This window comes from Pseudoalteromonas sp. A22 (assembly GCF_018141345.1).
Classification (GTDB): domain Bacteria; phylum Pseudomonadota; class Gammaproteobacteria; order Enterobacterales; family Alteromonadaceae; genus Pseudoalteromonas; species Pseudoalteromonas maricaloris.
This window is the reverse complement of sequence record NZ_CP047238.1, coordinates 3,041,553-3,064,702: the sequence shown is the minus strand read 5'-3', so window position 1 is coordinate 3,064,702 and position 23,150 is coordinate 3,041,553. Positions and strand designations below refer to the sequence as shown.

Genomic DNA, 23,150 nt, shown 5'->3' with positions numbered 1-23,150 from the left:
TTATTAACGATAGTACAAGACTGACCACTTTATGAGTTATTCCGTCTTAGTTTGCGATGATTCGGCTGTCGCCCGTAAACAAGTCATTAAAAACTTACAGAGCAAATTAGACCTGACCTTGCACCAAGCACAGAATGGCCAGCAGGCGATTGATTTACTGAAAACTCAGCAAATAGATTTATTGTGCCTGGATTTAACCATGCCAATACTTGATGGGATTGCTGTGTTAGAGGCAATAAAAGCACACCGAATTGAATGTTTCGTGGTGGTTATTTCGGCAGATGTTCAGGCCAAGATGAAAGAAAGAGTAGCAAATTTGGGGGCGTTAGGGTTTTTAGAAAAACCGGTTAAAGCAGAGCAGTTATTAGGATTACTGCACCAGTTTGGGATCCGATAACTTATCTATGCAAATTACAAATGTCACTATTAAAAATTTGCATAATCTATTTTGCTCTTTCGTATTGACAGCGCGGCTAAACTTCAGGCACTCTAAAATTATGAAAACGAATATTATCACTACGACCATTATTACAACCACCATCCTAACGGGATAGTGGCATAGGTCAGTGCGAGTTTGAAAAAGGCCTGTGTTCACTAAGAACACAGGCCTTTTTTGTTTTTGGAATGAGGAAAAATGATGCGAGTACTAAAGTTTGGAGGGTCTTCCCTCAAAGATTTTGCCTGTTTACAAAGAGTCAGCGAGCTAGTTAAAGACCATGGCCAACAACAAGCGCTTATCGTGCTGTCGGCTCCCGGTGGCATGACAGATCAGCTCGTTGAGCTTGCTGATTTGGCTGGACGAGGAGAAGCGTTTGACTCCCAGTGGCAGTCATTTACTTCCCGCAGCCAAGGCTTATACGATGAAGTACAAGCGGTGTACGGTAGTGTTGTAGGCTGGCCTGACTTTGAATTACTTAAGAATAAATTAGATGGAGCCAAGTTACTGGGACACTGCCCAGATCAAGCAAGAGCCTATGTCATTAGTTTTGGCGAACGCATTAGCGTTGCGCTGATGGACACTATGCTGCAATCAGATTCAGTAGCGCTTAGTGCTGACGCTTGTGTAAAAACGCAGGGCGGGTATCTTGATGCCGAAGTTGACCTTAAGCTAAGTAAGTTATGTTTTGCAGAATTAGTGCGTGCCCAAGCATCGCGTTTTTATATCATGGCAGGATTTACAGGAAGCAATGAAGCGGGCGAGCTGACAACACTTGGTCGCAATGGTTCTGACTACTCTGCGGCTGTCGCTGCTGCATGCCTAGAAGCCGAAATCTGCCAAATCTGGACTGACGTTGATGGCGTCTACAGTGCAGATCCTCGCCTGATAAAGAAAGCGACTAAGGTTGACGTGCTATCTTATAAAGAAGCCATGGAGCTATCTTATTTTGGCGCTAAAGTGCTGCACCCAAAAACAATCTTACCTTGCGCCAAAGCTGATGTGCCTTGTGAAATTAAAAATACTCATGATCCAGAAGTGCCGGGTTCACTGATTTGTGCCCAGGGCGGTGGCGAGGCTCCAGTAAAAGCGCTTTCGAGTCTCGACAAACTTGCTATGCTGACCGTGGCAGGACCTGGGATGAAAGGCAAGGTTGGCATGGCTGCTCGGGTCTTTTCTGCACTGGCAGCAGATAATGTATCCATCGTACTTATTACGCAATCTTCTTGTGAATTCAGCATCAGTTTCTGTGTCCATGAGCAAGACTTAACACTTGCGCTGGCTGCGCTTGAGCAGGCATTTGAGCTTGAAACGCAAGCAGGTTTAATCGACCCAATTGAAGTGCAGCGTAACCTTGCCATCGTTACTTTGGTTGGCGACAACATGAAAGCGCACAAAGGTCTTGCGGCCAAATTCTTTGCCTCACTTGCACAGGCTCAGGTGAATATTGTTGCCATCGCGCAGGACTCAACGGAGAGTTCTATTTCGGCGGTGGTTGATGGTGAACTTTGCCAAGATGCAGTAAAAGTGTGTCACGAAAACTTCTTCACGCACGTGCCATCCATCGATGTTTTCTTGATTGGCTGCGGTCTAGTGGGTCAAGAATTAATGAAGCAGTTTCATAAGCAGCAAGCATGGCTTGAAAAACGCAATATCCGTTTGAACCTCTATGGCATTGCAAATTCAAGTAAGTGTTACTTAGACCCAGAAGGCGTACCGTTTGATAACTGGGAACTGGCGCTTGAGAAAGCGGAGTCGAGCTTTGATTTACAACAGGTGAGTCAGTTTGTTAGACAAAATCATTTAATTAACCCTGTGATTGTCGATTGTAGTGCGGCTCAGTTTGTTGCCGATGGCTATTTAGACTTTCTTAATGCGGGCTTTCATGTCGTTGCGGCTAACAAAAAAGCCAATACTGGCAGCTATGAGTATTATCAGTCACTGCAGCAGGCTGCGCTAGCCAAGCGCCGTCACTTTCTATACGAAACCAACGTTGGCGCCGGACTCCCTGTATTAGACAACCTTAAATTGCTGTTTGGCGCAGGAGATGAATTGCTTTCATTCAGTGGTATTTTGTCTGGCTCGCTATCGTATATCTTTGGCGTATTGTCGGATGGTTTATCGCTATCGGAAGCAACAGAGAAAGCCAAACAAAGCGGTTTTACAGAGCCAGATCCGCGCGATGACTTATCTGGTACGGATGTCGCGCGTAAGCTGCTTATCATTGCCCGTGAATCGGGACTGCCGTTGGAGCTCAGTGATATTGAAGTTGAATCAGTATTACCTGAAGGGTTTGCTGAGGGCGCCAGTGTTGATGAATTTATGGCGCAATTACCGCAATTAGATGATGCTTTCGCAGCGCGTATTGCGGCGGCAAAAGCACAAGGTCAAGTGCTACGCTATGTCGGTTCAATCGTTGACGGTAAATGCCGCGTTGGCATTGAAGCGGTAGATAAAGAACATGCTCTGTACGATATTCGCGATGGTGAAAACGCACTGGCTATTTTGAGCCAATATTATCAACCAAAGCCTTTTGTGATCAGAGGTTATGGCGCGGGGGCAGAGGTAACCTCTGCAGGCGTATTTGCTGATATCCTAAAAACGCTGTCGAGGTAGGAGTTATGAAAACGTTTTATGCACCAGCGTCAATGGGCAATTTTTGTGTTGGCTTTGACGCCCTTGGCGCCGCACTCCAGCCTATTGATGGCAGTTTACTGGGTGATCAGGTCAGCGTTGAAGCCGCAGAGCGTGATACGTTCAATTGTATTGGTCCATATGCCGAAAAGCTCTCCGCCGATCCTAAAGACAACTTGGCGTTTCAGTGTTTACAGCACTTCAAACAGTATGTAGCTCCCAGCATGCCGGCAGTTGCCATGACCTTGTATAAAGGCCTTCCTGTTGGTTCAGGTCTAGGCTCTAGCGCTTGCTCTGTGGTTGCCGCTTTCGCTGCACTCAATGATTTTGCCAATACGCAATTAAGCCAAGAGGCGCTCATTGAATTGATGGCCGACTTTGAAGCAAAGGTCAGTGGCGGTCGTCACTACGACAACATCACGCCATGCTACCTTGGTGGACTACAACTGACTGCGGACTGCATTCCAAGTAAAGCAATCAGCGTTACGCATGATGAAAGCTGGTTTTATGTTATTGCATATCCTGGCTTTGCATTGAATACAGCGAAAGCAAGACAAGCACTACCGCAGCAATTTTCTTTGCATCATACGGTGGAATTTTCCCAGCGACTGTCTGGCTTTTGTTTATTGATGCAGTCAGGTCAATTTGATAAAGCACTGTCGATGATGAAAGACAGTATTGCCGAGGAAGCGAGAGCGCCACTCATTGCTGGCTTTAGTGAGGCAAAAGACGCGCTACCAGCTTTAGGTGCCGAGCTGGTGAGTATTTCAGGGGCAGGGCCCACACTATTTGCTATTTGTAAGTCTGAGCAACAGGCAAATGCAGTGCAGCAATGGTTGCAACAAAATTACATTAATGAAGCGGGTTTTAGCCATATTTGCCGGTTAGATACGCTTGGCACAAGAGAATTAAAGGATCAAAAGTAATGAAATTAGTGAATTTAAAAGACGAACATCAGGTTGTTTCATTTGTTGAAGCGGTAAAAATCGGTTTAGGTCGTAACCAAGGGGTATTTTTCCCTCCTACATTTGAGCGTATTGCGGATGTTGATGCACTACTTGAATTACCTTTTGCAGAGCGTAGTGCCAAGGTACTACATCACCTTATTGGCGATGAACTACCACAAGATACGCTCGATGCGATGGTAAAACGCGCCTTTAATTTCCCAGCTAAGTTAGTCGAAGTTGCTAAAAATCAGCATTGTTTAGAGCTTTTTCATGGACCAACACTGGCGTTTAAGGACTTTGGCGGCCGCTTTATGGCGGAATGCATTAGCATGTTTAATCAAGGTGAGCGCGTGACTATCCTCACCGCAACAAGTGGTGACACGGGCGCCGCCGTTGCCCATGCGTTTTACGAAAAAGAAAATGTCGATGTGGTGATCCTTTATCCTCATGGCAAAATTTCGCTTGCCCAACAAAAGCTGTTTACAACACTTGGGAAGAACATTCATTGTTATGCTGTAGATGGCAGCTTTGATGACTGCCAAGCGATGGTAAAGTCTGCATTCCTTGATGACGAAGTAAAGCAAAAGCTTGGTCTTAATTCGGCAAACTCCATCAACATCAGTCGTTTAGTGGCGCAAGTATGTTATTACTTTGAAGCGCTAGCGCAATTACCTAAATCGCAGCGTGATAAAGTGCATGTTTCAGTGCCAAGTGGTAACTTCGGTAATGTCTGTGCAGCAATGATTGCAGCGGCGGTTGGATTACCTATTGCCAAGTTAAGTGCCACGACAAACCAAAATGATACTGTGCCTCGTTACATTGCCTCGGGTGAGTGGCAACCAAACGACACTTTAGAGTCACTCTCTAATGCGATGGACGTGAGTAAACCTAATAACTGGCCTCGTGTTGAAATCATGTTAGAAAGAGGGGGTTTTAACAAACATGACTTTTATTCACGTTCGGTATCGGAAGCACGGACTCAGGCGGTAATGCAAGAATTACATGACAAAGGTTACTTGGCTGAGCCACACACTGCGATAGCCTACGAGGGATTAGCGCTGGACTCTCAAGCGGATGAAACCGGAATTTTCCTTGCCACCGCGCATCCTGCGAAGTTTAAGGAATCTGTAGAAGGTGTTTTAAATCAGCAGCTTGATATGCCAAAACCGTTGGTCGATGCATTGCAAAAACCATGTTTGGCAGAGCCGCTTAGTGCAGATTATGATGCTTTGAAGGCGGCAATGTTAGCAAAACTCAACTAAATCAGAGAGCCTGTCTGAGTGGGTAGAACGCCCACTCAGATAAGGTCAATTTCAAGACTATATTAGCTTTTCAAATGCAACTTAGGTTGTCTTATTTAAAATATTAATGTTTAAATAAAAAAATATCATCGCGATAGGGGTGTGAAATAAATTCAATCCCTGCTTAAATATGCCCATGCTGATTTCATAGGCAAACTGGTTATCTTGTGATGCTAGATTGTCTTTAAAAATACCCTTACGTTTACCTAGGAGAAACCATGTTAGAACGTAACATGAATATTGCAGATTTTGACCCAGAACTATTTGCAGCGATTGAAGCAGAAACTTCACGTCAAGAAGAGCACATCGAGCTTATCGCTTCTGAGAACTACTGTAGCCCACGTGTACTTGAAGCGCAGGGTTCTCAGCTAACAAACAAGTATGCTGAAGGTTACCCAGGTAAGCGTTACTACGGCGGTTGTGAGCACGTAGACGTGGTTGAGCAACTTGCGATTGATCGTGCCAATGCGCTATTTGGTTCGACTTACGCAAACGTTCAGCCTCACGCTGGTTCACAAGCAAACTCAGCGGTATTCCAAGCGCTACTTCAGCCACATGACACTGTGCTAGGTATGAGCCTTGCTCACGGTGGTCACTTAACGCACGGTTCACACGTAAACTTCTCTGGTAAAACGTACAATGCTATTCAGTACGGTCTAAACGAAGAGACTGGTGAAATCGATTACGCGCAAGTTGAAGCGTTAGCACTTGAGCACAAGCCAAAAATGATCATCGGCGGTTTCTCTGCATACTCAGGTATCGTTGACTGGGCTAAGTTCCGCGAAATCGCTGATAAAGTAGGCGCTTACCTACTTGTTGATATGGCGCACGTTGCAGGTCTTGTTGCCGCTGGTATCTACCCAAGCCCAGTGCCTCATGCACACGTTGTAACAACAACAACGCACAAAACGCTAGCGGGTCCTCGTGGTGGTCTTATCATCTCTGCTTGTGATGATGAAGAAATCTACAAAAAGCTAAACTCTGCGGTATTCCCTGGTGGTCAAGGTGGTCCTCTATGTCACGTTATCGCTGCAAAAGCGGTTGCGTTCAAAGAAGCACTACAGCCAGAGTTCAAGTCATACCAGGAGCAAGTGGTTAAAAATGCACAAGCTATGGTTGCGGTACTTCAGGAGCGTGGTTACAAAGTGGTTTCTGGCAAAACTGAAAACCACCTGTTCCTACTTGACCTGATTGATAAAGATATCACAGGTAAAGATGCAGATGCTGCGCTTGGCCGTGCAAACATCACAGTAAACAAAAACTCTGTACCAAACGATCCACGTTCACCGTTCGTTACTTCTGGTCTGCGTATCGGTTCTCCTGCAATCACTCGTCGTGGCTTCAAAGAAGCTGAGTCGAAAGAGCTTGCTGGCTGGATCTGTGACGTACTAGGCAACATCAATGATGAGTCTGTACAGGCACAAGTAAAAGAAAAAGTAAAAGCAATTTGCGCTAAATTACCTGTTTACGCATAATTTCGCTCACAAAAAAGCAGTTTTTTGTTATGATTAAGGCCGCATTCAAGCGGCCTTTTTTGTTTTTGAGTCAACGAGAGCGTCTATGCATTGTCCATTCTGTACAGCCAAAGATACCAAAGTGATAGATTCACGTTTGGTTGCTTCCGGCCACCAAGTCCGTCGCCGTCGTGAGTGTATTTTATGCCACGAACGCTTTACTACCTTTGAAGGTGCTGAGCTCTTAATGCCGCGCGTGATAAAGCAAGATGGTACCAGAGAGCCTTTCAATGAAGATAAGTTACTCAATGGCATGCACCGAGCGCTGGAAAAACGTCCCGTCAGCACTGAACAAATTGAAGAAGTAGTACACCAAATTAAATCTCAAATTCGTGGTACTGGTGAACGCGAAGTACCAAGCGACATGATTGGCGAATGTATTATGGAAGCCCTCAAAAAACTCGATAAAGTGGCTTATGTGCGATTTGCTTCGGTATATCGCTCTTTCGAAGATATTCGTGAGTTTGGTGAAGAAATTGCGAGGTTGGGGGATTGAGCCAGTTCACATCGCAAGACCATGATTTCATGAGCCGCGCCATCACGCTTGCAAAGCGCGGTAAATACACCACAACACCCAATCCAAACGTCGGCTGTGTGATCGTAAAAGACGGTGAAATCGTCGGCGAAGGCGCGCACTTAAAAGCAGGTGAAGGCCATGCTGAAGTGCATGCGCTTAAGCAAGCAGGAGCTAAAGCCGCTGGTGCAACTGCCTATGTAACGCTTGAGCCGTGTAGTCACTATGGCAGAACGCCGCCGTGTGCTAAAGGTCTGATTGACGCAGGCGTCAGCAGAGTGGTCGCAGCCATGGTTGATCCCAACCCACAAGTTGCAGGGCGCGGATTGGCAATGTTAGAGGCCGCGGGAATTGCAACGGCTTCTGGTTTGCTAGAGCCACAAGCAAGGGCGCTAAATAGCGGTTTCTTGAAGCGAATGGAGCATGGATTGCCATTCGTGACTTGTAAGCTTGCCGCTTCTGTTGATGGTAAAACCGCACTAAACAATGGCCAGAGCAAGTGGATTACCTCAGCCGCGGCGCGTTTAGACGTACAGCGCCACCGCGCGCAGAGCTGTGTGGTCTTGACCGGAGCTGATACGGTTATGGTAGACAACGCCAGACTCAATGTTCGTGAAGAATTTTTGCAAGACACCGATTATCCTCAATCTGAGCTACGCCAGCCAATACGTGCGATTATTGACTCACAAAATCGTCTGACACCAGATCTTGCGCTATTTAAAATTGCATCTCCAGTGATTATTTTTCGCCGTACTATTGATAATTCAGCGCAATGGCCTCATTTCGTAGAGCAAATTGTCGTGCCTGAAATCAACGGTAAGCTCGACCTAAAAGCCGTGCTCAACAAGCTGGCTGAAAAGCACTGTAATTATGTTTGGCTAGAAGCCGGTGCCACCCTTGCGGGGGTAATGCATGAACAAGGGCTAATTGATGAATATATCGTCTATTTGGCACCGAAAATAATTGGCGCTGGAAAAGGGCTGTTTAACACCACACCACTGAGTGCCATGTCGCAAATACCTGAGTTAGTGTTTGGCGACGTTTGCCAAGTGGGGCCTGATCTCAAACTTATCGCGACTAAAGAGAAGTAAAATGTTTACAGGTATTATCGAAGCAACAGGAACATTAACTCAATTGCAGCTCAAGGGCGGCGATTTAATTGTTCGTGTGACCACGACATCTCTTGATATGAGCGATGTAAACTTGGGTGATAGTATTGCCACGAACGGGGTTTGCCTGACCGTAACTGAGAAGTTTCATGATGGCTTCAAAGCCGATGTTTCTAACGAAACCTTAAGTTTGACGCGTTTTGCCGAGTACCAACAAGGCCAAAAGGTCAATCTTGAAAAGGCACTGCAGCCGATTTCACGTCTAGGCGGTCATTTGGTGTCAGGCCATGTGGATGGTATTGCTGAAGTGGTTGAGATAACCGCTAATGCCAGAGCGACTGACTATTGGTTAGCTGCGCCATCATCGCTAATGAAGTATATTCCGTATAAAGGTTCGGTTGCTATTGATGGTATCAGTTTGACGGTCAATGCCGTGGAACAAAACCGCTTTAAATTGACCATAGTGCCACACACGGCGCAAGAAACGACGATTGCAGGTTTTCAAGTCGGGTCAAAACTAAACCTAGAGGTCGACCAAATCGCCCGCTACCTCGAAAGACTAATTCAGGGTGAGCCAAGCGCTGCCAGCGAGTCCACTCTCACAACCAGTCTATTGGCGAAAGCTGGCTTTATAAAGTAGCCATAGACAAAGTAAAAATGGGAAAACTATGAGTTTAAATAGTGCTGAGGAAATCATCGCGGACATTAAAGCCGGTAAAATGGTTATTTTGATGGACGATGAAGACCGAGAAAATGAAGGTGATCTGATCATTGCAGCAGAGCACATTACACCAGATGCAATTAATTTCATGGCAACATATGGTCGCGGGTTAATCTGTTTGACCATGACACAGGAGCGCTGTGAGCAGCTGAACTTGCCACTAATGGTGAAAACCAATGGCGCTCAGTTCTCCACCAACTTTACTTTGTCTATTGAAGCTGCGAAAGGCGTAACGACGGGGATTTCAGCGGCAGATCGTGCTCGTACAGTGCAAGCTGCAGTTGCCAAAGGTGCAGTGCCTGAAGATATTGTGCAACCTGGTCATATCTTCCCAATTATGGCGCAACCAGGCGGCGTTTTAACGCGTGCAGGTCATACTGAAGCTGGATGTGATTTAGCACGTTTGGCGGGATTGGAACCTGCATCTGTGATTGTTGAAATTCTAAATCCAGACGGCACTATGGCACGTCGCCCACAACTAGAAGTATTTGCAAAAGAACACGATATTAAAATCGGCACCATTGCTGATTTAATTGAGTATCGTAACTTAAACGAAACCACTATCGAAAAAGTAGCAGAGTGTAAACTGCCTACTGAGTTTGGTGAGTTTAACCTAGTGACGTACAAAGACACCATTGATAATCAACTTCACTATGCGATGGTAAAAGGCGAGATCAAATCGGAAGAAGCCAATTTAGTACGTGTGCATTTGCAAAGCACGTTTAACGACATTCTTCATTCAGATCGCAGCGCGGATAGAAGCTGGACACTGCAAAGCGCCATGAAGCACATCGCCGACAACGAAGGTGTATTAGTCATTCTTGGTAAGCAAGAACACAGCGAAGAGATGGAAGCGCTGGTTAAGGCATTTGCTGCGGAAGATGCGGGTGAACAGGTGAACTACCGTAAATTCCAAGGTACTTCGCGCACCGTAGGTGTGGGGTCGCAAATTTTGGCTGATTTAGGCATTCAGAAAATGCGCCTAATGAGTCTACCTAAAAAATATCATGCACTGTCTGGTTTCCACTTAGAAGTGGTCGAATACGTCGAACCAAAATAATTCCAAAATGCCAAATTGATCGCAATCGCCTATATTCAGATAGTAGGCGATTGCCACATTACTGTGCTATCATGCGCCTCAATTTGGCAATTGCTCATACAGATTAGGAACATCTAATGAAAGTAATCGAAGGTAATAAATACGCTCCTGGCAAAAAATTTGCCATTGTCATTTCACGTTTTAACGATTTTATCGGTAGCAGCTTACTTGAAGGCGCTGTAGATGAATTAAAACGTACCGGTGGTGTTAGCGATGAAGACATCACGGTTGTATATGTACCGGGAGCGGTTGAACTACCACTAGCAGCAAAACGCGTTGCGATGAAAAAAGAGCACGACGCGATTATTGCGCTAGGTGTGATTATTCGTGGTGGTACGCCACACTTCGATTTAGTTGCTAACGAGTCTAACAAAGGCTTAGCTAGCGTTTCATTAGATTATGACATCCCTGTTGCTTTTGGTGTACTTACTACCGAAAGCATTGAGCAAGCTATCGAGCGCGCGGGCACTAAAATGGGCAACAAAGGGGGAGAAGCCGCCCTTGGAGCTCTAGAAATGGTGAACGTGCTAGAGCAAATTTAAGAGGAATCTCAGTGAAACCAGCAGCTAGACGCAAAGCACGTGTACTTGCTTTACAAGCTATTTATTCTTGGCAGCTAAGTGGTAACCCAATTGCCGATATCGAACAGCAAATGCTGATCGAAAACGACGTAACGAAAGTCGATGTAGAATACTTCAAAGACTTAGCGCGTGGTGTTGTTGTTAACCAAAAGCAGCTAGACGAAGCAATTCGTCCGCATTTAGCTCGTCCACTTGAAGAATTGGATATGGTTGAGCTTGCCGTGTTACGTGTTAGTGCTTATGAACTTAAATTCCGTGAAGATGTGCCATACAAAGTGGCTATCAACGAAGGTATTGAGTTAGCGAAAATGTTTGGCGCTGAAGAAAGCCACAAATTCGTTAACGGTGTACTGGACAAAGCGGTTAAGTTTATTCGCAAATAAGCTTTACTATAGGAATAGCCGGCCTTGGCCGGCTTTTTTGTGTATGAAAGAATTTGAGCTAATCAATCACTATTTTAAAGGCCGTGGCATTATTCGCCGAGATGTAGAGCTTGGGATCGGTGATGACTGCGCCTTAGTTTCAGTTCCTGCTGGCAATCAGCTTGCGGTAACAACGGATACGCTAGTTGCGGGTGTGCACTTTTTTGAAGATATTCCACCACGGGCGCTTGGCCATCGTGTGATTGCGGTAAACCTTAGCGACTTAGCTGCTATGGGCGCTGAACCTACTTGGTTGTCACTTGGTTTAACCATACCCAACGCTGACTTAGAGTGGTTAGAGGCCTTCACCGAAGGCATGCATGAAATCGCCGAGTACTATAACGTACAAGTAATAGGTGGCGATACAACGCAAGGTCCATTGACTATCACTGTATGTGCAAAAGGTATTGTACCAACTGGTAAAGCACTCAAGCGCTCAGGAGCGCGAGTGGGTGATTGGATTTATGTAACAGGTCCACTTGGTGACGCAGGGCTTGCTATTGAAGCGCGAAAGCAGGGCTGGACGCTTGAGCCAAAACATTACAAAGCGGCGCTTGAAAAGTTTCACTACCCAGCGCCACGGGTTGCAGCTGGTCAAGTGCTTAGAGGGCTTGCTACCTCAGCAATCGATATCTCAGACGGTCTACTTGCGGATCTTAAGCATATTTTACGTAGCTCGTTAGTTGGCGCTAAGATAAATGCCGATAAAGTCCCACAGTCTGATGCGCTGCGCTCAAGTCTTGATGAAGATGCACGCATGAGGCTCGCGCTCGGTTTTGGTGATGACTACGAATTACTCTTCACGGTCAATGATAATAACAAAAATGCCGTGGAAACCAGATTGAAGCAATATGGTGTTGAGCCAGTTTGCATTGGCCAAATTACGGCTAATATTGGCGAAATTCAATTGCTCAAAAAAGGTCAACCTTACCAGCTCGCAGGGCTTGGTTTTGAGCATTTTAGCTAGGAGTTGGTTTGGCTAAGCAGTATGTATTTAATTTAAAGAAGCCGCATCAATTCTTTGCACTCGGGTTTGGTCTTGGTTTAGCGAAAAAAGCACCAGGTACTTTTGGTACCTTCGCCGCATTACCGTTTATTTTTGCAACCCAAGGTGCACCAATTTGGCTGCAATGTCTTGTCGCGATTGTCATGACATTATTTGGGATTTGGGTGTGTGGTAAAACAGCGGACGATGTTAATGTTCATGACCATCCAGCCATTGTCTGGGATGAAGTGGCAGGCTTTTATATTACCATGATAGGGGCGGCACTTAGCTGGCAGTCATTAATCGTTGGCTTTATTTTGTTCCGCTTTTTCGATATTTTGAAACCGGGTCCGATAAGATGGCTCGATAAACGTTTGCACGGTGGCTCTGGGATTATGCTAGATGATGTATTAGCAGGCATTTTTTCATTGATTTGCGTGCAAGCTTTGTTTAAAACTGGCATTTTAGTCTAACTGTGCGGATGTGATGGAATCGAGATGACAAGGCTATTGTTTTTCATTTTCACTTTGCTGCTACCAATTAAGAGTTTTGCGGCGATAGATGATTACGTAGTTAAACAGTGGAATATCCAAAGTGGATTACCGTCACAAAGCGTTAAGAGTGTCGTTCAAGACAATCAGGGCTACATTTGGCTCGGAACTCAGTTTGGCCTAAGTCGGTTTGATGGTCATCAATTCCAAAACTTCAATACCCAAAATACCGAGTTTTTAAATAGCAATGCCATTAATAAATTGGTGGTGGATCGATTTGGCATGCTCTGGGTTGGCACACGTCGAGGGCTGTTAAGACTCAACCCCAAAACCTTAGAAGCTCGACGTTTCGATCTGCAGGGGCCTGTACGAGATATCTTGCAAGATGAAGACGGCGGGATCTGGATTGCTGCGAATGGCCTGTATTATGTTTCTGCGAAAAAGCTGACGCTAGCCGCCAATAATATCGAACAAAGTACGTTAGACGTTACCCAAATCAATCAAATTGTAGGTTCAGTGACTAAAATGGCGTTGGTGCCAGATGGCATTTGGTTGGTAAATGAGCGTCACTTACTTAAAATCAGCGAATCCAGCAATCGCACTGGCGATGGGGTTCGGCTTGAATTGGCAAGTAAAGTGTCATTACCTGAACAGTTAGCGCAAACCATCATACATGACTTAGCTTGGGTCGATGGTAAGTTGTTCTTAGCATCAGAGCTGGGCGCCTATTTTCTGGATATAGATGAAGTACTACGTCGTTACCAAGAAGTGGGTAACAATGCGGTATATAAGTTTCTTAACGATAAAGAAGGTGGCCTGTGGGTTTCCACTTATGGGCGATTGTTATACCGACAAAATAATGGTATTTGGCAAGCTGTTGAGCCCATTCAATTAGATCAGAGCATCTGGTTTGCCGATATTTTTATGGATAACGATAATAATATCTGGCTCGCTAGTTTAAATGAGGGACTTTGGCTAGCTCACTCAGGTAAGGTTGAGCGTCATCATATCGGTCAACGGACAAATCAAGCTATCTCAGCAATCACTCAAGGCCCTAATGGTCAATTGTGGGTGGCTAGCAGAGAAGGTCTTGGAATTATTGGGCTAAATGATAGTTATCAACCCGTGCTCACAAGTGCTCAGTTAAATCGCTCTGTAATACACGACTTAGAATTTATCGGTGAAAAGCTCATTCTTGGTACTGACCGTGGTGCGCTTATCTATGAAGATGGCACTCTGCAAAAGTTAAGTGAGCGTGAGCTCAGGCAAAATCCGGTATTTTCTCTCAGCCCTTCAAATCGTGGGGGGATGTGGTTCGGTACTGGTAGGGGCTTGTATCGTCTTGATTACAAGGGGATAACGCCATTTGCCTATAATGCCTTTCTCGGTAGCCAATTCGTCACTTTTGTTGAAGACTTCCCTAGATACGGCTTCATTGGTACAAACAAAGGTGCTTATCGTTACAATGATAAGGGGATCGAAAAAATTGGTTCTCAAACGTCGTTGGATACCGCTTATATCACCAGTATTTTGCATTTGGATACCGTGACGACTTTAGTTGGCTCTCTCAACGATGGGTTATTCTATCGTACCTCAGACGGTGATTGGTATCAGCTTGATGCTTCAAATGGATTGCCTTACGGATCGATATTTTCTTTGCATTATGACAAGAGCAATCAGCTCATCTGGGTGAGCACAATGAAAGGGGTATATCGCATGCCCGTTGCACAATTTGGTCACGTTATAGAGAGTTTGCAAGTTGAACAAGTAATAAGCCCATTCGATAGGCAGCTTGATGGCAGACCAAGCCAATGTTGTTCAGGACTTGGGCATGATGCCGTGGTTGAAACCGAGTCAGCTATTTTTTACCCCAGCTTACAAGGCGTTGTTGAAATCCCTAAAAATGTCCAGCTTTTTGGTGGTGGGGATTTATTACCAAGGCTAGAGTCATTGTCTACCCACGATAGAGTATTTAGTACAGAATCATTAAATCAAGTGATCCAGCTTGATACATCTGAGCGTGATTTAACCATTAATTATACTGCAATCGATTTTTACGCGCCGCATAGCATTGAATTTAGATACAAGCTAGAAGGGCACGATACGCAATGGCGTGATGCTCAGTCACGCCGCGAAGCAATTTATACCAATTTACCACCAGGCAACTTCACCTTTGTTTTAGAAGTTAAGCGTCAAGGGCAAGATTGGGAACAGGCGAAGGTGCTTAACTTATCCATTACGTTACCGCGCCGTTTCGACGAGACTATTTACTTTAGGCTGTTTATCACTTGTGCGTTTATCTTTATGTTCTATCTCATTTTCTGGGTATTTAGAGCACAAGAAAGAAGAAAGCAAGCCGCGCTAGAAGCGTTGATAGCAGAGCGTACGACAGAGCTCAGAAAAGCCAACGAAAAGCTTAATCAGGTCAATACTCAGCTTAAACTTGTAAGTCACTCAGATGAATTGACGGGGCTACGTAGTCGTCGCTTCCTCTTTGATCAGTTACCAAAAGATGTCGAGCATTATCAGCGCAATGCACAATCATTACAGGCTCAAAATAAGAGTTTGGTATTGATGATCATGAACATTGATGATTTTAGCAAAATTAATGATTCTTATGGTCCAATTGGCGGTGATAGTTGTTTGCAGCAATTAGCGACGTTACTTAATACACGAACGCAAGGTTCTGATTATGTTGTCCGTTGGAGCGGTGATGAATTCCTATTACTACTACGTGACTTTAGCAGAGACTATATCGAAGAGTATGTCAGCGACTTATGTAAGGCGATTGCTGAAACGGATTACCGCTTACCGAACGGTAAAACGACTAAATTGACGGTGTCGATGGGGTGGTCATATTATCCATTGCCACTACTAGGCGGTAAGGTCATTGGTTGGGAATCATCTGTGAACCTAGCTGATATCGCATTACATCAGGTCAAACAACGTGGTGGTGATGGTGCTGCGACAATCATCTTTGACGATCAATTGGATGCATTCGAATTTGAGCAAAGCGCGAACATAGAGTCTCAGCTACAACTTTTGCAAAGCAATGGACTTGCGGAAGTAAGAGTGTGGATGAGGTAAAGCTCATCACTAGCTCTTAAACTGTCAACGTATTTCAGGACGAGAGGCAGAGCATAAAAAAGGCTTCTAAATGGAAGCCTTTTTTAGAACTGCTCAAAGTCAAGACTGTGGATTTAGCCAAGCCTTAATTTGCTGACTTATTCCTTCGCTGCTTAAACCCAGTTCGGCGTGGATCTCGGTTTGTGAGCCATGCTTAATAAACTCATCAGGCAGGCCGAGTAATTTGATTGGCTTTAGATGGCCTTGGGCTAATAGATATTCGCTCACAGCTGAACCTGCACCACCAGCAATCGCATTGTCTTCAAGTGTTACAAAGCGCTCGTGAGTTACCACTAACTCTTCGATAAGTGCGGTATCTAAAGGTTTTACAAAGCGCATATCAACTAGTGTCGCATTTAGCTCTGCGGCAACGGCTTGAGCGTTTTCAAGCAATGTACCAAAGCTTAAAATAGCCAGCTTTTCACCTTCTCTTACTACCTTGCCCTTACCAATTTCCAGTTCGCTCATTTCTGCACTAATCTCTGCGCTTCCCGCACTGCCCCTAGGGTATCTTACCGCGGCTGGCCTATCTAGGCGGTGACCGGTATAGAGCATTTGGCGACACTCATTGAGGTCGCTTGGTGCCATTATCACCATATTAGGAATGCAGCGCAAAAAGCTTAGATCATAAGCCCCTTGGTGTGTTTCACCATCGGCACCAACGACACCTGCGCGGTCAATCGCAAAAAGTACCGGCAGATTTTGTAGTGCAACATCATGAATTAATTGGTCATAAGCACGTTGTAAAAAGCTTGAATAAATAGCAACAATAGGATTCAAGCCCTCACAGGCAAAGCCTGCACCAAGCGTAACAGCATGTTGCTCAGCAATCGCAACGTCAAAATACTGAGCTGGGTACTCTTTAGAGAAACGCACCATGCCAGAGCCTTCACGCATTGCAGGTGTTATAGCCATCAGCTTATTATCTTGTGCTGCCATATCACAGAGCCAGTCACCAAATACTTTTGAAAAGGTCGGTGCACTGGGTTTTGATTTGGGTAAGCTGTGCACGGTTGGATCAAACTTTGGTACGCCATGGTAGCCAATAGGATCCGCCTCTGCAGGCTTATAACCTTTCCCTTTTTGCGTTTTAACATGCAATAACTGTGGCCCCTTAAGGTTACGCATATTGCGCAGCGTATCAACTAGGGTGCCAACATCATGTCCATCGATTGGGCCAATATAGTTAAAGCCAAGCTCTTCAAAGAAAGTACCTGGGATTATCATCCCTTTTAAGTGTTCTTCCATTCTGCCAGCAAGTTCTTTAACTGGCGGTACACCAGCTAACAGCTTTTTACTGCCTTCACGAATATTAGTATAGAAGCTACCAGAGAGGATCTTAGCGAAATGGTTTGTAAGTGCGCCAACGTTTTCTGAGATAGACATTTCGTTGTCGTTCAAGATCACTAGCATGTCCGGATTAACATCCCCCGCGTGGTTCATGGCTTCAAACGCCATACCAGCAGTCATTGCGCCATCACCAATAATAGCAACAGTTTTACGGCCAATTGCTTCTCTTTCAGCGGCAATAGCCATTGCAAGCGCTGCAGAAATCGAGGTGCTTGAGTGACCAACACTAAAGGTATCGTATTCACTTTCCTCTCGATATGGGAAAGGGTGAAGCCCATCTTTCTGGCGAATAGTATGCATCTGGTCACGGCGGCCAGTTAGGATCTTATGGGGATAAGCCTGATGACCTACGTCCCACACCAATCTATCCTGTGGCGTGTTGTAGACGTAATGCAATGCAACGGTCAATTCGACCGTGCCAAGACCTGAAGCTAAGTGACCGCTGCTTTGAGAGACTGAGTTTAGCAAATACTCTCGTAATTCATCACTTAACACAGATAACTTATGCTGGGGTAATTGACGAAGTTGACTTGGGTCGTCAATTAACGCGAGTAAAGGATACTTGCTACTATCAAGTTTCATGGTATTTATCAGAGTCCTAGTGAGTCTTTGCTGAGTATTTACCCGCGCAGCTCACTTCATAATTATTAAAATTCGTCACCAACTGGTCATAATATTATGTTAGCCAGTATTTACAAAGTACTTGTGAATATTTTCTTAGCTTGGCGTAGTTATTTTATACGTCAGCTTAATATTCTCGATCTATGATGTATTTTGCTAAATCTGCAAGTATTTCTGTGTCACCATCTATTTTCGTAAGCGCATCTAGTGCTTCATCTATCAACTGTTCAGCTTTTTCTTTTGCTTGCTCTAAGCCTAACAGTGCAGGGTAGGTAGACTTATTATGTTCTATGTCAGAGCCTTGTGGCTTACCAAGCACTGCCGTGTCACCTTCTACATCAAGAATGTCATCTCTGACTTGGAATGCAAGGCCTATTGCACGACCATAAGTGCGTATTGCATTACATGCTTGCTCGGTAACTAGCTCTGGGTTGCCGCATAAGATCCCAAGCTCTACAGCACAGCTTAGCAGTGCACCTGTTTTTAGCTTATGAATACGTTCTAGTTCGTCTATGGAAATTGAACGATTAGTAGCAGCTATATCAAGTGCTTGGCCACCAACCATGCCTTGTAGACCCGATGCTTTAGCTAGCGCGGAAATCATTTTTATTTGCGCATGGTGGCTTACTGCGAATTGATGCTCACTTAACAGCTCAAACGCCAGAGTTTGTAAGGCATCGCCAGCTAAGATAGCTGCCGCTTCATCGAATTGAATATGGCAGGTTGGACGGCCGCGCCTAAGTTCATCATCATCCATCGCGGGTAAATCATCGTGCACCAACGAATAGCTATGAACACACTCTATTGCTGCAGCGGCCTTGTCTAAGTCTTCTGGAGCCGCACCAAACAATTCACCAGTGCAGTACACCAAAAACGGTCGCAAGCGTTTACCACCATTTTCTATACTGTAGCGCGTTGCGGCTTTGATATTTTCTTCAGTATCAAGCACATTATCAAAATAGTGTAAAACGGTGGTTTCTACACGAGTCTTAGCAGACAGGAGTTTTTCTTGTAATTTTGCTGACATTAGGCTTCGTTTTCAAATGGCTGTAATTGCGCGTGCTCATCTTCGCCCATTAAAATAGCGACCTGCTGCTCAGCTTGCTGAAGTTTTTGGTTTGAAGCTTTTGCGAGCTTTATCCCACGCTCAAATTGTTTAAGTGCTTGATCCAGAGGTAAGCTACCATTTTCCATGTCTGCAACGATTTGTTCTAATTCTTGCATGGCCTCTTCAAAGCTCAAGTTATCAGGTTTTTTTACCGCCATATGTCACACTGACCCGTAAAGTAAAAGTGTGGCAATTTTAGGGGGATTGCGCGCCAAGGTCAAAAAAACCAGAGACTTTTTGATCTGACGGAGTATCGGCATTACAAGATCTGCTATAAACTCGCATTTTAAACACTTTTTAATATAATAGTGTTAAGTTGTAGAGAAACTTGCCGATAACTCAAACAATAATAACTGCGTGATTTATCACAAATAACTTCCCTCGGAGGACATGTGGATTTAGCAACGGTAATAGGGATCCTGGGTGCCATAGGTTTGATTGTAATGTCGATGGTACTAAGTAGTGATGGCCAGATCGCTATGTTCTATAACACGCCTTCCGTCGTTATCGTATTTGGTGGTTCAATTTTTATCGTATTGTCTAACTTTACGCTTGGACAATTTTTCGGCATTGGTAAAGTGGCCGGCAAGGCCTTCATGTTTAAGATTGAAACCCCTGAAGAGCTGATTGAAAAAGCCGTTGAGCTTGCTGATTCTGCGCGTAAAGGTGGTTTCTTAGCGTTAGAAGAAGCCGAAATTCCCAACCAGTTTATGCGTAAAGGCGTTGATATGTTAGTCGACGGCCATGACGCTGATGTTGTACGTGCCACACTGCAAAAAGACATTTCCCTAACGTCTTCAAGACATGAACTAGGCGCGGGTTTATTTAAATCCCTCGCGGATATTGCGCCTGCGATGGGGATGATCGGAACGCTCATCGGCTTGGTAGCTATGTTGTCTAACATGGACGACCCAAAAGCAATCGGGCCAGCCATGGCTGTTGCACTTTTAACAACTTTGTATGGTGCGTTTTTAGCTAACGTGGTTGCGATCCCTATTCAGGTTAAGCTTGAGCTTCGTAAAGATGAAGAAGAGCGAAATCAGCGGCTCATCTTAGATGCTGTCTTAGGCATTCAGGATGGCCAAAACCCGAAAGTTATTGAAGGCATTTTGAAAAATTATTTGCCTGAATCTAAACGTGGCGCTGAGGCTGAGGAATAACCATGTCAGATGAGAAAGAATGTAAATGTCCTCCTCCAGGTCTTCCCGCCTGGATGGGGACATTTGCTGATCTGATGTCATTACTGATGTGCTTCTTTGTACTGCTACTGGCATTTTCTGAAATGGACGTGCTGAAGTTTAAGCAAATTGCCGGGTCGATGAAATTTGCTTTTGGTGTGCAAAACAAAATTGAAGTAAAGGATATCCCAAAAGGTACCAGTGTTATCGCGATGGAATTTACTCCTGGTAAGCCAGAGCCAACACCAATTGAAACTATCCAACAGCAAACCGTAGAAATGACGCAACAGATGCTTGAGTTTCAGGCTGGTGATGAATCGTCTGCGGGTGGTCGGCAAGAGCAGCGGGGCAATAAGCGTGGTGGTGAGTCAGCCAGTACAGCTCAAGAAATGGCGTCAACGCAAGCAATCGCATCCGCAGATCAAGAACAAGTTAATGAGCTTGTTAAAAAGATTGCGCAGCAGCTAGAAAAGCAAATAATGGATGGTGCGATTGAGCTTGAGTCTCTAGGGCAGCAAATCATTATTCGTATCCAAGAGAATGGTTCTTTCCCCGCAGGTAGTGCGTTTTTACAACCTAAATTTGAACCAGTGATTGCCGAAATTGCAGAACTACTCAAAGATGTACCCGGTGAAATTACTGTCTCGGGTCACACAGACGATTTTAGAGTCACTAACGAACTTTACTCCAATAACTGGGATTTATCGGCGACGAGAGCGGTCGCTGTTGCGACCGTGATGGAGCGCGTTCGTGGTTTTGATAAGAACAGAATGGTCGTGGTTGGTCACGCCGACACCAGACCGCTTGTTCCCAATGACAGTGATGCTGATAGACGCCGCAATAGGCGTGTTGAAATCTCGATTTTACAGGGTAAACCTAAAGAGTCAGACCCTATTGAAGTGAGGCAAAATTAATTACAGTTTATTGCCAAATTACAGGGAATTCGCTAAAGTTCTAGCTGCTCTACAAACTCTCGATAAGGATAAAATGATGAACATTAAAAATTATAGATTACCAGGTGATAACGGCTCTGGCGGCGATGATGAAGCTGAAAAAAAGCCAAGTGTAACAAAGTAATTAATTATGTGGTCCGCGTGGGAGCCTGTTAGGCTCTTCTTTTTTGAGCATAGCGTTTGGGTATCTTTTATCGCGGTTATTTTATGTCTCGCAGTTCGTGATATAAAAGCGTTAAGATATGCAACTCTAATTGCGTTGTTTTATGTCTTGGGAATTCTGAATTCTGATTATATTAGGGCTGCTGATCCTGATAAAGTTTATCGGTATATCTATTGGGCCCTTTCAGACATTGTCTTCATGGCAATTATTGCTTACTGGGCTGTTAAAGATAAGATGTATCTATGGCAAAGTATTCTTGCCCAAATAATCATTATTCCAGCACCGCTATTACAGTTTTTTAGACTTGTCGACAGACATTTTATGGATCTGTCCTATTCAACTTACCTGTACCCTACAATTATTCCTATGGTTAATGTGGCTACTCTGTGTTTAGCATTTGTGCCAGTTTTTACCTTTTGGAAACTAATGCAAGATAGAAAAGAAGCGAGACTGGCTAGGGAAAATAGATTAGCAGAAACGACTAGTTAACCTAAACCTCGGATAATTAATGCCTTATCCAAGGTTCAGGTTAATTTGCAGTTGTTTTGCTTACCCTAAACTAGGAATAAGGCCAGCCATTTGCATGAGCTGAGAGGTGATGATCATCACACCAAAAATGGCGGCAAGTCCTAGTCCAAGCGTACCACCTTTAACCTGATATCCATCATTACCTCTAACTTTTCTCTGTTTCCATACCATAGCAACTGGTAGAAATACCGCTAACACCACGAGCGCAATCGCTGCATATCCCAGTGCCATGATAAAGCCCTTTGGATAAAAGAGGGCAAAGCCAAGCGGTGGTAAAAAGGTAATGAACGCCGTTTTTACACGGTCTTTCTTGGTATCTTGCTTTTTAAAGGCATCTGCAAAAAAGTCAAATAAGCCGAGACTAACACCTAAGAATGAAGTCGCGAGAGCAAGATCTGCAAAAACCGTCACAAATAATTGTACGTTGTCGTTGTGTGCGATAGACGAAATACTAGTGACAAAACCCGGCAGCCCCTCACTTGCCATTAAGCTCTCTTGCCCCATAACACCTTGGCTTAGTAGTTGCCAAAATACATAGATGATAAGCGGGAGGGAAGCACCAAACATCATTACTTTACGTAATTGGCGGATATCTACGCCCACGTACTTAACGATTGATGGGATTGAGCCATGAAACCCAAATGAAGTGAAAATTACAGGAATTGCCGCAATAACAAGTCCTTGCTCCACTGGCATATCGATAAGATGTTGGCCATGAACATAGGGAGTCAGGATAAAAAACAAACTCGCGAGCACGATAACTTTAATGGTAAATAGTAACTGGTTAAGCTTGTCGACAGTACTTGTGCCTAATGTCACTATGGTTGCTATGATAATAGCAAGCAATACTGAACCGAGTTGGGGAGTGATCCCGTCACCTAGTACACTAACCAGTTTGCTTTGAAGTTGTGCACCACCTCCCGCGATGTAAGCTGCGCACAGTGCATAGAATAAAAATACCATAGAAAAGTTAGCGACATATTGGCCCGTTTTACCGAGCAAGTTTTTCGCCAGTGTATTTAGCGTTGCGTCTTGATCTGCGTATTGATGTACTTCCAACATAAGCAAAGCGGTATAGGTCATTAACAACCATGTGATTGCTAATAATGCGATAGCGGTAGAAAAGCCGAGTCCTGCTGATGCAATAGGGAGGGCGAGCATACCCGCGCCAATTGTAGTACCTGCTACAATCAGCATGCTGCCCAAAGTTTTATTCTTAAGCACGTTTTGCCCCTGATTATTATTATCTGGTGAGGCAAGATATAACGAATAGCGAGGAAATGAAACCGTTTTGCTGCTAATACCAATTCGCGCATAAAATTTATGCGTTAAAAACAAATAAGCCGCATATCAATATGCGGCTTATTCT

21 protein-coding genes are annotated in these 23,150 nt (G+C 44.6%); 17 read left to right on the top strand and 4 right to left on the bottom strand.

Translation table 11 applies throughout. The annotated features are described in order from the left end of the window. Positions 1-31: 31 nt before the first annotated feature. The 14 genes from GSF04_RS18685 (at position 32) to GSF04_RS18620 (ending at position 15,841) form a co-directional block, all read left to right on the top strand. Complete coding sequence (locus GSF04_RS18685; RefSeq protein WP_010372125.1) at positions 32-397, top strand: response regulator; 366 nt, start codon at positions 32-34, stop codon at positions 395-397. A 240-nt stretch (positions 398-637) separates the two neighbouring features. Beyond that, entirely contained in the window at positions 638-3,052 is a 2,415-nt protein-coding gene (thrA, locus tag GSF04_RS18680; protein ID WP_211860071.1) for a bifunctional aspartate kinase/homoserine dehydrogenase I, read from the top strand. Between the two features lie 5 nt (positions 3,053-3,057). Continuing rightward, positions 3,058-3,996 carry a homoserine kinase gene (gene thrB, locus GSF04_RS18675; RefSeq protein ID WP_211858339.1) on the top strand — a complete coding sequence of 313 codons (939 nt, stop codon included), beginning with the start codon at positions 3,058-3,060 and terminating at the stop codon, positions 3,994-3,996. Then, on the top strand, positions 3,996-5,279 hold the full coding sequence (gene thrC / locus GSF04_RS18670) for a threonine synthase (protein WP_211858337.1): 1,284 nt from the start codon (positions 3,996-3,998) through the stop codon (positions 5,277-5,279). The genes thrB and thrC overlap by 1 nt, the downstream gene beginning before the upstream one ends. Positions 5,280-5,536: 257 nt before the next feature. After that, complete coding sequence (glyA, locus tag GSF04_RS18665) at positions 5,537-6,793, top strand: serine hydroxymethyltransferase (protein ID WP_211858335.1); 1,257 nt, start codon at positions 5,537-5,539, stop codon at positions 6,791-6,793. Positions 6,794-6,878: 85 nt separating this feature from the next. Further along, on the top strand, positions 6,879-7,328 hold the full coding sequence (gene nrdR / locus GSF04_RS18660) for a transcriptional regulator NrdR (protein ID WP_010372109.1): 450 nt from the start codon (positions 6,879-6,881) through the stop codon (positions 7,326-7,328). Next, entirely contained in the window at positions 7,325-8,437 is a 1,113-nt protein-coding gene (gene ribD, locus GSF04_RS18655; protein WP_211858333.1) for a bifunctional diaminohydroxyphosphoribosylaminopyrimidine deaminase/5-amino-6-(5-phosphoribosylamino)uracil reductase RibD, read from the top strand. Before nrdR ends, ribD begins: the two co-directional genes overlap by 4 nt. Position 8,438: 1 nt before the next feature. Next, on the top strand, positions 8,439-9,095 hold the full coding sequence (locus GSF04_RS18650) for a riboflavin synthase (protein WP_010372102.1): 657 nt from the start codon (positions 8,439-8,441) through the stop codon (positions 9,093-9,095). 28 nt (positions 9,096-9,123) lie between these two features. Next, on the top strand, positions 9,124-10,236 hold the full coding sequence (ribBA, locus tag GSF04_RS18645) for a bifunctional 3,4-dihydroxy-2-butanone-4-phosphate synthase/GTP cyclohydrolase II (protein ID WP_010372099.1): 1,113 nt from the start codon (positions 9,124-9,126) through the stop codon (positions 10,234-10,236). 116 nt (positions 10,237-10,352) lie between these two features. Beyond that, the gene (ribE, locus tag GSF04_RS18640; protein ID WP_010372096.1) at positions 10,353-10,817 is read left to right on the top strand and encodes a 6,7-dimethyl-8-ribityllumazine synthase; all 465 of its coding nucleotides are present in this window, start codon (positions 10,353-10,355) and stop codon (positions 10,815-10,817) included. Positions 10,818-10,828: 11 nt separating this feature from the next. Beyond that, positions 10,829-11,239 (top strand): transcription antitermination factor NusB, encoded by a 411-nt coding sequence (gene nusB, locus GSF04_RS18635; protein WP_010372094.1) that lies wholly within the window; start codon positions 10,829-10,831, stop codon positions 11,237-11,239. A 43-nt stretch (positions 11,240-11,282) separates the two neighbouring features. Beyond that, a complete protein-coding gene (gene thiL, locus GSF04_RS18630; RefSeq protein ID WP_211858331.1) occupies positions 11,283-12,245 on the top strand; it encodes a thiamine-phosphate kinase in 963 nt (320 codons plus the stop codon). An 8-nt stretch (positions 12,246-12,253) separates the two neighbouring features. After that, positions 12,254-12,736, top strand: a complete 483-nt coding sequence (locus GSF04_RS18625; RefSeq protein ID WP_010606135.1) for a phosphatidylglycerophosphatase A — start codon at positions 12,254-12,256, stop codon at positions 12,734-12,736. A 24-nt stretch (positions 12,737-12,760) separates the two neighbouring features. Beyond that, positions 12,761-15,841, top strand: a complete 3,081-nt coding sequence (locus GSF04_RS18620; protein ID WP_211858330.1) for a ligand-binding sensor domain-containing diguanylate cyclase — start codon at positions 12,761-12,763, stop codon at positions 15,839-15,841. 99 nt (positions 15,842-15,940) lie between these two features. Here the strand turns inward: GSF04_RS18620 and dxs are convergent, their stop codons facing one another. The 3 genes from dxs to xseB form a co-directional block, all read right to left on the bottom strand. Beyond that, the gene (dxs, locus tag GSF04_RS18615) at positions 15,941-17,812 is read right to left on the bottom strand and encodes a 1-deoxy-D-xylulose-5-phosphate synthase (RefSeq protein WP_069022942.1); all 1,872 of its coding nucleotides are present in this window, start codon (positions 17,810-17,812) and stop codon (positions 15,941-15,943) included. Positions 17,813-17,978: 166 nt separating this feature from the next. Next, positions 17,979-18,878, bottom strand: coding sequence for a (2E,6E)-farnesyl diphosphate synthase (gene ispA / locus GSF04_RS18610; protein ID WP_211858326.1), 900 nt, complete (start codon positions 18,876-18,878; stop codon positions 17,979-17,981). Beyond that, positions 18,878-19,117 carry an exodeoxyribonuclease VII small subunit gene (gene xseB / locus GSF04_RS18605; RefSeq protein ID WP_045988936.1) on the bottom strand — a complete coding sequence of 80 codons (240 nt, stop codon included), beginning with the start codon at positions 19,115-19,117 and terminating at the stop codon, positions 18,878-18,880. The genes ispA and xseB overlap by 1 nt, the downstream gene beginning before the upstream one ends. A gap of 234 nt (positions 19,118-19,351) precedes the next feature. On the opposite strand from xseB, the gene pomA reads away from it, so the two are divergent. The 3 genes from pomA (at position 19,352) to GSF04_RS18590 (ending at position 21,742) form a co-directional block, all read left to right on the top strand. Further along, a complete protein-coding gene (gene pomA / locus GSF04_RS18600; protein ID WP_017216363.1) occupies positions 19,352-20,119 on the top strand; it encodes a flagellar motor protein PomA in 768 nt (255 codons plus the stop codon). Between the two features lie 2 nt (positions 20,120-20,121). Continuing rightward, positions 20,122-21,051: a flagellar motor protein MotB gene (locus tag GSF04_RS18595; protein WP_017216362.1), complete on the top strand. Its 930-nt coding sequence runs from the start codon at positions 20,122-20,124 to the stop codon at positions 21,049-21,051. A gap of 169 nt (positions 21,052-21,220) precedes the next feature. Then, positions 21,221-21,742, top strand: coding sequence for a hypothetical protein (locus tag GSF04_RS18590; RefSeq protein WP_130125885.1), 522 nt, complete (start codon positions 21,221-21,223; stop codon positions 21,740-21,742). A 60-nt stretch (positions 21,743-21,802) separates the two neighbouring features. On the opposite strand, the gene GSF04_RS18585 is transcribed toward GSF04_RS18590, so the two are convergent. Further along, entirely contained in the window at positions 21,803-23,005 is a 1,203-nt protein-coding gene (locus GSF04_RS18585; RefSeq protein WP_211858325.1) for an aromatic amino acid transport family protein, read from the bottom strand. Positions 23,006-23,150 lie beyond the last annotated feature (145 nt).

Coding starts and splice junctions, on each gene's coding strand:
- GSF04_RS18685 (WP_010372125.1), top strand. CDS start 32: ATGAGTTATTCCGTCTTAGTTTGCGATGATTCGGCTGTCGCCCGTAAA.
- thiL (WP_211858331.1), top strand. CDS start 11,283: ATGAAAGAATTTGAGCTAATCAATCACTATTTTAAAGGCCGTGGCATT.
- GSF04_RS18620 (WP_211858330.1), top strand. CDS start 12,761: ATGACAAGGCTATTGTTTTTCATTTTCACTTTGCTGCTACCAATTAAG.
- thrC (WP_211858337.1), top strand. CDS start 3,996: ATGAAATTAGTGAATTTAAAAGACGAACATCAGGTTGTTTCATTTGTT.
- xseB (WP_045988936.1), bottom strand. CDS start 19,117: ATGGCGGTAAAAAAACCTGATAACTTGAGCTTTGAAGAGGCCATGCAA.
- thrB (WP_211858339.1), top strand. CDS start 3,058: ATGAAAACGTTTTATGCACCAGCGTCAATGGGCAATTTTTGTGTTGGC.
- GSF04_RS18595 (WP_017216362.1), top strand. CDS start 20,122: ATGTCAGATGAGAAAGAATGTAAATGTCCTCCTCCAGGTCTTCCCGCC.
- nrdR (WP_010372109.1), top strand. CDS start 6,879: ATGCATTGTCCATTCTGTACAGCCAAAGATACCAAAGTGATAGATTCA.
- thrA (WP_211860071.1), top strand. CDS start 638: ATGCGAGTACTAAAGTTTGGAGGGTCTTCCCTCAAAGATTTTGCCTGT.
- glyA (WP_211858335.1), top strand. CDS start 5,537: ATGTTAGAACGTAACATGAATATTGCAGATTTTGACCCAGAACTATTT.
- GSF04_RS18590 (WP_130125885.1), top strand. CDS start 21,221: ATGTGGTCCGCGTGGGAGCCTGTTAGGCTCTTCTTTTTTGAGCATAGC.
- ribBA (WP_010372099.1), top strand. CDS start 9,124: ATGAGTTTAAATAGTGCTGAGGAAATCATCGCGGACATTAAAGCCGGT.
- ispA (WP_211858326.1), bottom strand. CDS start 18,878: ATGTCAGCAAAATTACAAGAAAAACTCCTGTCTGCTAAGACTCGTGTA.
- GSF04_RS18650 (WP_010372102.1), top strand. CDS start 8,439: ATGTTTACAGGTATTATCGAAGCAACAGGAACATTAACTCAATTGCAG.
- dxs (WP_069022942.1), bottom strand. CDS start 17,812: ATGAAACTTGATAGTAGCAAGTATCCTTTACTCGCGTTAATTGACGAC.
- ribE (WP_010372096.1), top strand. CDS start 10,353: ATGAAAGTAATCGAAGGTAATAAATACGCTCCTGGCAAAAAATTTGCC.